The 10652-nt window shown below is 62.0% G+C and carries 8 protein-coding genes; 4 read left to right on the top strand and 4 right to left on the bottom strand.

Annotated features, from left to right (window positions below; genetic code table 11):
* Positions 1–1624, top strand: a 1624-nt coding sequence (locus tag ACE3OH_RS07660) for a hypothetical protein (protein WP_374350365.1), incomplete at its 5' end; no start/stop codon positions are given.
* 27 nt (positions 1625–1651) lie between these two features.
* On the opposite strand, the gene ACE3OH_RS07655 is transcribed toward ACE3OH_RS07660, so the two are convergent.
* A complete protein-coding gene (locus ACE3OH_RS07655) occupies positions 1652–2353 on the bottom strand; it encodes a DUF6445 family protein (protein WP_374350362.1) in 702 nt (233 codons plus the stop codon).
* 437 nt (positions 2354–2790) lie between these two features.
* Here ACE3OH_RS07655 and ACE3OH_RS07650 point away from each other — a divergent pair, with 437 nt between their 5' ends.
* Positions 2791–4377: a M4 family metallopeptidase gene (locus tag ACE3OH_RS07650; protein WP_374350359.1), complete on the top strand. Its 1587-nt coding sequence runs from the start codon at positions 2791–2793 to the stop codon at positions 4375–4377.
* A 121-nt stretch (positions 4378–4498) separates the two neighbouring features.
* Here the strand turns inward: ACE3OH_RS07650 and ACE3OH_RS07645 are convergent, their stop codons facing one another.
* Positions 4499–5245: an RNA methyltransferase gene (locus ACE3OH_RS07645; protein WP_374350356.1), complete on the bottom strand. Its 747-nt coding sequence runs from the start codon at positions 5243–5245 to the stop codon at positions 4499–4501.
* A gap of 164 nt (positions 5246–5409) precedes the next feature.
* Here ACE3OH_RS07645 and ACE3OH_RS07640 point away from each other — a divergent pair, with 164 nt between their 5' ends.
* Positions 5410–6186, top strand: coding sequence for an inositol monophosphatase family protein (locus ACE3OH_RS07640; protein WP_374350354.1), 777 nt, complete (start codon positions 5410–5412; stop codon positions 6184–6186).
* Between the two features lie 101 nt (positions 6187–6287).
* The gene (locus tag ACE3OH_RS07635) at positions 6288–6428 is read left to right on the top strand and encodes a hypothetical protein (protein ID WP_374350352.1); all 141 of its coding nucleotides are present in this window, start codon (positions 6288–6290) and stop codon (positions 6426–6428) included.
* A gap of 15 nt (positions 6429–6443) precedes the next feature.
* On the opposite strand, the gene ACE3OH_RS07630 is transcribed toward ACE3OH_RS07635, so the two are convergent.
* Both ACE3OH_RS07630 and ACE3OH_RS07625 read right to left on the bottom strand, forming a co-directional pair.
* On the bottom strand, positions 6444–9008 hold the full coding sequence (locus tag ACE3OH_RS07630) for a [protein-PII] uridylyltransferase (RefSeq protein WP_374350350.1): 2565 nt from the start codon (positions 9006–9008) through the stop codon (positions 6444–6446).
* Positions 9009–9280: 272 nt separating this feature from the next.
* The coding region (locus ACE3OH_RS07625; RefSeq protein WP_374350348.1) for a hypothetical protein at positions 9281–10652 on the bottom strand (1372 nt) is incomplete at its 5' end.

The raw sequence follows: 10652 nt of genomic DNA, 5'->3' as shown, positions 1-10652 counted from the left end.
CACCTATTCCACCTTGGCGCTACGCGAGGATGGCAGCCTGTGGGCCTGGGGTAGCAATGAATACGGCCAGCTGGGCAGCGGCGATACGCTCAGCCGTGCCGAGCCGCTGAAGGTGGGCGATGGCTATGTCGCCATTGCCGCGCGTGGCTACCATGCCTTGGCGCTGAGCGCCGATGGCGTGCTGATGGCCTGGGGCGACAATCGTAGCGGGCAGCTGGGCGATGGGGCAGCGGCGCAACGCCATGCGCCGGTGCTGGTCGGCAGCGACTACGCCGATGTGGTCGGTGGCTATGGGCATGCCCTGGCGCTCAAGCGAGATGGCAGCCTGTATGCCTGGGGGCAGAACAATGCCGGCCAGCTGGGAGATGGCAGTGGCTACAGCACCGGCCGCACCTTGCCTAATCGGGTTGGTGGCGGCTATCGCGCCATTGCTGCTGGCGCCTATTTCAGCCTGGGTCTGAAGCAGGATGGCAGCCTGTGGGGCTGGGGCGACAACTATAGCGGCCAGCTGGGCGGCAGTTTTCCGGCTGGCACCGCAACGCCGCAGCTGCTGCTGAACAATATCAGCGCGATGGCGGCGGGTAGCGCCCATACCCTGGCACTGCGGGCCGATGGCACGCTGCTGGCCAGCGGCTCCAACAGCAATGGGCAGCTGGGCGATGGCAGCCAGACCAGCCGCAATGCCTTCCAGAGCGTGGGTGGCGCATTCGTGAAGGTTGCGGCCGGGTTCGAGCACAGCCTGGCCCTGAAGGCTGATGGCAGCCTGTGGGCTTGGGGAAGCAATTGGGCCGGGCAGCTTGGCGATGGCAGCACCACCGCGCGCGCCAGCCCGGTGCAGATCAGTGGCCGCTATACCGCCATTGCTGCAGGCAATGTACACAGCCTGGCGCTTGATGCCGAGGGCAATCTGTGGGGATGGGGTAGCAATGAGTGGGGCGCGCTGGCCGGCCAGACCGATGACCCGCTGCTGACACCGCGCAAAATCGGCAGCGGCTTTGTCGCCATCTCGGCCGGCTCGGCCACCACGGCGGCATTGCGCGCCGATGGCAGCGTGCTGATGTGGGGTGACAATCGCTCCGGGCAATTGGGCAATGGTATTGCCGCCAGCGATGCGCGCTACCCCTTGGTGGTCAATGGCGCGGTGCGCGGCTTTCTCGATCTGCAGCCAGCGCTGTCCAAGTCCATCGCACTCGAATGGGTGCCGCCCTTGATGGTGCTGGCCGACAAACGCGGTGGCCTGACCAGTGTCGGCCTCAGCGCCAGTATTGCCGCAGCGCCGGCGCAGTTGGCGCCTTCACCAGCACTGGCGACGCGGGTGGCTGGTAGCAGCAATGTCTATGTCGGCGCCATCGTGCCGGACGGCCTGCGCCAAAGCCTGCCGGCGGCGATTTTCCTGAAAACCCGCCTCGCTGGCTGGCAGCCCTATATTGGCGGGCCGATCAGCGAATACCTGTCCGGTGTCAGCATCAGCAATGACAGCAGCTTGCTGGTCGATATTCTCAGCAGTACTGATCTGAGCCTGCTGGTCGGTACGCGTTTCCTGATCGGCTATGGCAGCAGTGCCGACGATATGCTGGCGGCCGGTCGCTATCGGGTGGTGTACGAGGTGCGGCCGGGCGGTTGACGCCGTGCGCCTGCGCGCCGGGCAAGGCTATTGGGCCATCCAGAAAAACACCGCCGTCAGCCGCTTGTCACGCAGCTCGCTACCGAAATAGCGAGTGGCGCTGTGTACCCGATTCGCCTGATACAGCACCATGCGATTGAAGCGATTGGCTACGCGTGCTTCCTCATGCCAGGCCTGCAAGGGCAGGCCACGCACGCCGAGTGCCTCTGCCAGATTGCGATGCGGCGCGCGGCATAGATTGCCGCCAATGGCGCCATTGGGATAGCGCAAGCGGTAGAAGCTGGTTCCGGCATCGGGGTCGGCATGGCGGTTCAGATAGATCACCGCTGCATAGCGGCACAGCGCCAGGCTATCGGTATGCGGCCTCGGGCCACTCTCGTGCTGGCCGACCAACTGGGCGACGTTGAAATCCAGTTGTGCGCCATCGGGCGCCTGCGCTACCCACAAGCGCCGGGCGCCGGTGACTTCTTTCACCCAGGCTTCGACGCTGGCGAGCTCGGCGGGCTCCAGCGCCCCGTGAAAGCGCATGCCCGGCCAGCGCTCCTGCCGCTGCGGAAAACCATAAAGCCAATTCTGCTGCGCCAGGCAGCGCTCAGCCACTTGTTGCGGATCGGGCAGGATGGCCTCATTCAGCCAGATATTGCGGCCGAGTTGCGGGGCTTCATACGGCAGTAGCGGTACGCCGCGGGGAATGGGGGCAGGCTGGCTGGGCAGGGCAAAGATCTGCATGGCGGGTCGGAATCGGTGTGGATTGATGGCATGGGGCGTGGGCTCGGCTGCTTTGCTGCGCCGCCGCGTTTTTCCTGGGGCGGTTGCGGCACTGCGCGCTGTCCGCTCAGAACTGTAAGTAATTCGCAACAAATCAGTAAATTCTCACTATTGAAAAATTTCAGTTGATTAGGAATTCCTAAATTTCTTGCCGGCCGCGCTGGTGCTGCGTGTAGGGGAAATCCCTAGTAAAAACATAGCAGTTGTTATAAGGGTTTTCCCTTTATTTTCTTGTTGGTTCTCCTTGTTTCTGCCCGCCTGCTGGTTACACGATAAAGGCGTCGTCATCGACGACGGCCGGCGTGTGATGGGCGGGTAACGATCGGCAAGACCTGCCGCGCGTAGTCCAACCGCCCACCCGTTGCGCTTTGATTCTTTCCACAAGGGAGTTACGAAGCATGAAGTTCAAGCAAGCAACTTTGGCAGTTGTGGTCGCAACCGTGTTTGGCATCAATGCAAGTGCAGTCGCCGCCAATACCGATCACCCGGCGGTGCAGCGCGCCTTGACCCTGCTGCAGGGCAATGGTGTCTCGGCGCTGGCGGCCGGTGGCGAGCAATGGACCGCCCGCGATGTGGTGCTCGATGCCGACGGCAGCGAGCATGTGCGCTTTGACCGGCAATACAAGGGTCTGCGCGTTATCGGTGGTGATGTCGTGGTGCATATGAAGGACCAGGGCAAACAGCTGATGGCGCATTCCCTGACCCAGCAAACCGGCATGCAGCTTGATACGCGCGCCTGGCTCGATGAATTCATGGCGGTCGGCCTTGCCGAAATGCAGTTTCGTGGCGCCCGCAATGGCCAGTCCAAGGCCGAGCTGGTGGTCTATGCCCGCAGCGACAAGCCGCAAATGGCCTACGACGTGAAGGTGACTGGCGATCTGTACGATGGCACACCGAGCGAGTCGCACTTCATCATCGACGCCAATACTGCGCAGCTGCTGGATCGCTGGGACGATATCGAGACCGCCGCCTCGCAGGGCACCGGCAACACGATTTATGGTGGCGCGATTACCCTGACCACCGATAGCCAGGCAGGCGGCTATGCATTGCGCGATCCGGGTCGCGGCAATCACTATGTGAACAATATGGCCAACAAGACCAGCGGCAACGGCAGCTTGTTTACCGACTCGGACAATATCTGGGGCAATGGCAGCAATAGCAATGTCCAGTCAGCCGGTGCCGATGTCCAGTACGGCCAGAATCTGACCTGGGATTACTACAAGAACGTGCATGGCCGCAACGGCATTGCCAATGATGGCAAGGGTGGCTATTCGCGTGCGCACTACGGTTCGAAGTATGTCAACGCCTTCTGGAGCGATAGCTGCTTTTGCATGACCTATGGCGATGGCGATGGCGTGACCTACGGCCCCTTGGTCAATATCGATGTCGCCGGCCATGAAATGAGCCATGGCGTCACCAGCCGCACCGCCAATCTGACTTACTCGGGCGAATCGGGCGGCCTCAATGAAGGCACCTCGGACATCATGGGCACCATGGTGGAGTTCTATGCCAACAACCCCAAAGAGCCGGGCAACTACCTGATTGGCGAGCGCATCTACCTGTCCAACCCCAGTGGCACCAAGGCGCTGCGCTATATGTTCAAGCCCAGCCTCGATGGCCGCAGCCCGGATTGCTACACCAGCACCATCGGCAATCTGAATGTGCACTATTCATCCGGGGTGGCCAACCATTTCTACTACCTCTTGGCGGAAGGGGCGGTGGTGCCGGCCGGTTTTGGCAGCGGCACCAGCTTCAATCTGACCCCGGCCTCGCTGGTGTGCAACGGCAATACCGCCATCAGCGGTATCGGCCGCACGGCAGCCAGCAAGATCTGGTACCGCGCGCTTACCACTTATATGACCTCCAACACCAACTACAGCGGCGCCCGTACGGCTACCCTCAATGCCGCCAGCGATCTGTATGGCAAGACCTCCAGCCAGTACAACACGGTGCTGGCGGCGTGGGCTGCGGTGTCGGTCAAGTAATCGCAATCTGATTGTTGGCTTTGCCTGCGCCCGCCGGGCGCGGGCTTTTTTCGATTGGACCCCGCGCCATGCCGGCGCGGGCTTTTTTTCGATTGGGCCCCGCGCCTTCGTGGGCCGGGTTTCATTGCTTCGGCGCGGCGCCTTCCTGGGCAGCGCGCAGCATGCCGCGCAGAATATCCACCTCCAGCTTTTCCAGCTGGATACGGCCGAACATGCGGCGCAGGCGCGGCATCAGGCGTTTCGGGTTGTCGGGGTTGAGAAAGCTCAGGTCGATCAGGGTTTGCTGCAGGTGGGCGTAAAAGCGCTCGATATCGTCGTGGCTGGCCAGTTGCGGCGTTTCCTCAAGATGGCTGATATCGTCGTCGATCACGCAGCGCAATTCATAGGCAAGAATCTGCACCGCCTGCGCCAGGTTCAACGAGGAGTAGTCCGGATTGGTGGGAATGGTCACCAGCCGGTTGCACATGCGCACTTCCTCATTGCTGAGGCCGGACATTTCGGTGCCGAACACCAGCGCTACTTCTTCGCCGGCGGCAGCGCGCTCCAGCAGGATGGGTGCAATCTGGCGCGGATTGTGGCGCGGCACGCTCAGTTCATGCACGCGCGGGCAGGTTGCCACCGTTTGCGTGCAGCCGGCCAGCGCCTCTTCCAGGCTGCTGACCACGACGGCTTGCTCGAGAATGTCGTCGGCGCGCGAAGCCAGCGCTACCGCCTCGTCGTGCGGAAAGTGCTTGGGGTTGACCAGATAGAGGCGGCGCAATCCCATGGTTTTCATGGCGCGTGCTACCGAGCCGATATTGCCGGGGTGGGAGGTGTGCGATAGCACGACGCGAATACGGTCGAGCAGCTCGAATTGAAGTTTCGTCATAAAGCGATTTCGCGTAAAATGCCCTGAAAATCAACGGCGTCGAACCATTCGGCGCCGTTTTCATTGATCTTTGCTTCCTGCCGCATCGTGTGCCTGCCAACGCGCCTTGGCTGGTTCGACTATTGTTGTCCGGTGGGAAGCCGAAATGTTGCCGAGGAAATGCCATGCACCCGATGCTCAATACCGCCGTCAAGGCGGCCCGCCGTGCCGCCAGTGTGATCCAGCGCGCATCGAATAATCTCGATGTGTTGCGCGTCGAGCGCAAGGACCATAACAGCTTTGTCACCGAGGTGGATCGCGCCGCCGAAGCGGCCATCGTGCAGACCTTGCTGGAAGCCTACCCCAGCCACGCGATTCTAGCGGAAGAGGGCGGCGCCAAAGGTAATGGCGACTACACCTGGATCATCGATCCGCTTGATGGCACCACCAATTTCCTGCATGGCTTTCCGCAATATTGCATTTCCATCGCGCTGGAGCATCGTGGCCAGATCCAGCAGGCGGTGGTATACGATCCTTGCCGCAATGATCTGTTCACTGCCAGTCGCGGCGCCGGTGCCTTCCTTAATGAGCGACGCATTCGCGTGTCGAAAACCCGCGAAATGGTCGATGGCCTGATCTGTACCGGCTTCCCCTACAGCAATTTCGACAAGCTGGACCAATACCTCGACATGCTCAAGAGCGTGGTGCAAAAGAGCGCCGGCGTGCGTCGCCCTGGCGCTGCCGCGCTGGATCTGGCCTATATCGCCTGCGGCCGGTTTGACGGCTTTTTCGAGCTGGGCCTGGCGCCGTGGGATATCGCCGCCGGCAGCCTCCTGGTGCTGGAAGCGGGCGGCCTGATTACCGATCTGCGCGGCGAGGCTGGCTTTATGGAAAGTGGCAATGTGGTCGCGGGTACGCCGCGTGTATTTGCCCAGCTGCTGCAAACCCTGCAACCGGCTTGATCGGCATTGCGTTCAGCAAAACGGCCCGTTTCGGGCCGTTTTGTTGTTTGAGCTCGCAACTTCCTGTTCGTGACACTTATCCAGACCAAGAAATGCCGCCAATGTCCGACCCCGAACGTTATCAGCAGGCCGATACCGACGACTATCCGCGCCTTGGCCGTCTGCTGATCGTCTTGCTGCTGGTGGCCGTCGCCATCGGTATCGCCACCTTTGCTGCGGTCAGCCTGCTGGGCGAGGCATAGGCCGGCTACGCCGCTTTAGATTCGCAGCGTCTCCAATAGATCGGCTTCGAGCCGTACCAGCGATTTGGGCTCGCTCAGCGCCGCACCTGAAATGGTGAAAGTGTCTTCGGCGCGCTCGCCCAAGGTCATGATCTTGGCTGAATGTATGGCTACGCCATGGGCTGATAAAACCCGGGCAATCCGCGACAGCAGGCCCGGCCTGTCGCCGGCCACCAGGGACAGGATATGCAGTTTTTGCTTGTCGTCCGGCCGGATCAAGACCTGTGGCGGCAGGCGGAAGTGGCGCAGTGCCCGGCTCAGCCGGCCGGACAGTGGTGGCGGCAGTGGCGCATCGCTGGCCAGCTGCTGTGCCAGCTCGTATTCGATATAGCCGATCAGGTCGCGATACTCGGTATCGCGCTCATCGGCGTTGTAAACATAGAAGCTGTCGAGCGCATAGCCCTGCAAGGTGGTGTAGATCTTGGCATCGAAAATGCTGTAGCCGGCCCGCTCGAAAAATGCGCAGATGCGGGCAAACAGGTCGGGCCGGTCCGCGCAGTACACCAGCACCTGCAAGCCCTCGCCGGAGTCTGATAGCCGGGCCCGCACCTTGATGTCCTGTTCCTGGTAGCGGCTATGCAGGATACGCGCATGCCAGGCGATCTCGGAGGCGTCATGGCGCAGGAAGTACACCGCATCGAGCGTTTTCCATAGGCCAAGGTGGGCGTCATCGCGCAGGCCATAACGGCGCATCAGCGTCATGGCCTCTTCGCGCCGCAAGCCCAATGCATCCATGGTATTGAGCGTTTCACCGGCCAGATAGCGGCGGGTGGCATGGAACAGGTCTTCCAGCAGCTTGGCCTTCCAGGCATTCCACACCTTGGGACTGGTACCGCGGATATCGGCTACCGTCAGCAGATAAAGCGCCGTCAGGTGGCGCTGATCGCGCACCAGCTGGGCAAAGGCGGCCACCGTGTCCGGGTCGTACACATCCTGCTTTTGCGCGACATGGGACATGGTCAGATGGTGCTCCACCAGCCAGGCCACCAGCTCGGTGTCGTCCTTGGCCAGACCGTGGGTCACGCAGAAGTCGCGGGCATCGACTTTACCCAGTTGCGAATGGTCGCCGCCTCGGCCCTTGCCGATATCGTGGAATAGTGCCGCCAGATACAGCACCTCACTGCGCTCGAACGTTTCGATCAGCTGTGAGCAGAACGGGTATTCATGGTTAAAGGCCGGCGTGGCAAAGCGGCGCAGATTGCGCAGCACCATCAGGATATGTTCGTCCACCGTGTACACATGGAACAGGTCGTGCTGCATGCGACCGACGATCTTGCCAAAGGCCGGGATATAGCGGCCAAGCACGCCGTATTGATTCATGCGCCGCATCACCCGGGTGGTGCCCCAGGGTTGGCGGACGATCTGCATGAACAGCGCCTGGTTGACCGGATCGCGCCGGAAGGCGGCATTGATGCGCGGGCGCGCATGCCACAGTGCGCGCAGGGTGTCGGCGCCAATGCCGGTCAGCTCGCTATGCTGCTGCAGCAGCAAAAACGTTTCGAGGATGGCTGAGGGTTGCGCCTCGTACACATCGGGCTCGGCAATTTCCAGCAAGGGACCGCGCGCGACAAAGCGCTCATTGAGCTGGCGGATATCTAGCTGCTTCTTGCCATACAGCTTGCGCCGGAAGGCCTGTACCAGCAAGGGTTGCAACTGGGCGACGATGCGTGCCGACAGGTAGTACACCGCCATCAATTGTTCGCTGGCACGGCTGGCGCTGGTTTCGCTATAGCCAAAGCGCTGCGCCAGCGCGTTCTGGTAATCGAACAGGATACGGTCTTCGCGCCGCCCGGCGGTGAGATGCAGCGCAATGCGGAACGAGCACAGCATCTTCTCGGCGCGCTTGAGCTTGCGCAATTCCTGGCCGGTCAGCATGCCGGCGCGATGCAGGCTGTCCCAGTCGTGGCCCGCCTTGCAGGCACGCGCCAGCCACAGGATCAGATGCAGATCGCGCAGCCCGCCCGGCGCTTCCTTGACATTGGGTTCTAGCTTGTTGACCGAGCCTTGGTGGCGCTCATGGCGTTGCTGCTGCTCGAGGAGCTTGGCCTCGAAAAATGCGCGCGGGTCCAGTGCCTGCTGCATGGCCTGGTTCAGCGCGGCAAAGGCAGCACTGCTGCCAGCCAGCAAACGGGTTTCCAGCAGGGTGGTCTGCACCGTGATATCGCGTGCCGCCTCTTCCAGGCAGTCGGACTGGCTGCGCACGCTATGGCCCACTTCCAGGCCAAGGTCCCACAGCATGCCGACAAACTGTTCGATGGCGGCCAGGGTGGTGGCAGGCCGCTCCTCCGGCAGCAGGATCAACAGGTCGATATCGGACCCCGGAAACAGCTGGCCCCGGCCATAGCCGCCCACCGCAATCAGTGCGGTACGCGGGTCCACGGTGAGGTTGGCCCAGCGCTCGGCCAGGAAGGCATCGACCAGGCTGGCCTCCTGTTCCAAGAGTTGCAACGCCTGTTCCGGATCGTGATAGCCATCATGCAGCGCCGCGCGGGCGGTTTGCAGCTGGCGGCGCAGTTCGGAGATGGGCTGGGGAGCATTCATAGATGGCTAGTGCGAGGTGGAGCGGGAGTGGGCCATTGTAGGCCCGGACGCGGCTGCAGGGCGATTCATCGTGGCTGCGCGTGGCCTTGCGGCAACTTGGGCATGTTGGCGATGACCACTGAATCATCAGTGACTTGGCGCCGACCATGCCCGCGATAATGTCGAGCCAGGAAAACGCAGGGCTCTTGCGCCGCAGATCGACAGTGTGGCAATGATCGACGTCGCCATCGTGGCTCAAGTCGCTCCGTCGATTCGTCGCTTGCTAGGCAGCGTCACTTGATCGAGAACTGCTGCGCGGTGTCGTCCGAATAGCGGATATAGAAGTTGGCGCCGTCTTGCCAGTACAGATCATTGGCGTGGGCCGCCGGCGCGCTGATCAGGTTGTACACCGGGGTAAGGGTCAGCTTCTGGCCGGAAATGGTGGCTTGCGCGCTGCCGTCGCCATTGTTGGTGTAAGTGCCGGCGGCATCGACCGATTGCACCACACTGGAGACGGTATCGTCGTCGGCAAACACCGGGTAGAGGATTTGTGTCGATGCGGTCCGGTCCTTGAAGCCGATATAGCCACTGATATCGGTCAGGAAGGTGGGCGTGGCATTGCTGGCGGTTCCGGCTGTCACCGCGCCGCCCGCGCTGGTGTAGTAGTCGCTGCCGGCCAGCGTCACCTTGATCACGCCATTGCTTTGCAGCACCACCTTGCCCTTGGCATCCAGCGCCTTCACGGCACTGTCGAGGTCGGCAAAGTAGGCCAGCGAGGTGGACATGGTCTGGTTGATGCCACTGGCTGCCAGGCAGAAGGAGCCGGATGTTTGGCTGCCCGAACTGCTGGTGCAGCTGCCGCTGTCAGCGCGGGGAAAATTGCCGAATGGAATCGACGGCTGGCCGACCGGCAGAAAGCGGCGTGTCTTGCCGCCAGCGGTATACGACACCACGCCGGTGCTGTCGTCGTAGCTGATGCTGCCGGTTGTGGAGAAGCGCGCATCCAGGCCGGTCTTCACCACATCCAGAAGGCCCTTGCTGTCGCCAAGGCGGGGCAGGGTGCCGCTGAGCTTGGGCACCACGGTATTGCTGTCGAGATTGTTGATCGCCAATGGGTCGCCCGGCACGCCTTGCGTGGCATCGGGCGAGCCGACCAGGATGCTGTCGATATTGCCATCGGGCGCGACAATCACCGTTTCGCCACCGAACAGTGGCACCTTCACATCGCCGCTATTGGATTCCAGCTGCGCCTTGCCGGCGCCAAGGAAGTAGCGGCGGAAACCATCGTTACGGCTGTAGACGAAGGACGAGCCGGGCGTGGTAGTACGCAACAGGGCCGGCTTGTCGTCGTCGTTTACCGGGAAGATGGTATCGACCTTCAAGGCATCGATCTGGAAACGCCCGCTGAAATAGGCTAGGCGCGAGCCGAACAGGGCGCTGCGCACGATCAGACGGCCGGTTTCGTCCTTGCTGATCGAGCGAAAGGTCACCACATGGCCATCCAGCGTCACCGAGATGGGGATGGGCACATTGTAGGGCAGCTCGATCACCGCCTTGGGCGGGGCGTCCACCTGCAGTTGCAATGGTGCCGATGGCGTGCCGGTAATGCGGATCAGGCCGGATGGGTCCACCACCACATTCTGCGTGCTGCCGGAAAACACCTTG

Origin of the sequence: Chitinimonas sp. (genome assembly GCF_041904975.1) — a bacterium.
GTDB lineage: Bacteria > Pseudomonadota > Gammaproteobacteria > Burkholderiales > Chitinimonadaceae > Chitinimonas.
The sequence above is the reverse complement of the archived record's forward strand: the minus strand, read 5'-3'. Positions and strand labels throughout refer to the sequence as shown.

Bases quoted from the DNA above. Each gene is read 5' to 3' on its own strand.
- ACE3OH_RS07650 (WP_374350359.1), top strand. From the start codon at position 2,791: ATGAAGTTCAAGCAAGCAACTTTGGCAGTTGTGGTCGCAACCGTGTTT.
- ACE3OH_RS07645 (WP_374350356.1), bottom strand. From the start codon at position 5,245: ATGACGAAACTTCAATTCGAGCTGCTCGACCGTATTCGCGTCGTGCTA.
- ACE3OH_RS07630 (WP_374350350.1), bottom strand. From the start codon at position 9,008: ATGAATGCTCCCCAGCCCATCTCCGAACTGCGCCGCCAGCTGCAAACC.
- ACE3OH_RS07655 (WP_374350362.1), bottom strand. From the start codon at position 2,353: ATGCAGATCTTTGCCCTGCCCAGCCAGCCTGCCCCCATTCCCCGCGGC.
- ACE3OH_RS07635 (WP_374350352.1), top strand. From the start codon at position 6,288: ATGTCCGACCCCGAACGTTATCAGCAGGCCGATACCGACGACTATCCG.
- ACE3OH_RS07640 (WP_374350354.1), top strand. From the start codon at position 5,410: ATGCACCCGATGCTCAATACCGCCGTCAAGGCGGCCCGCCGTGCCGCC.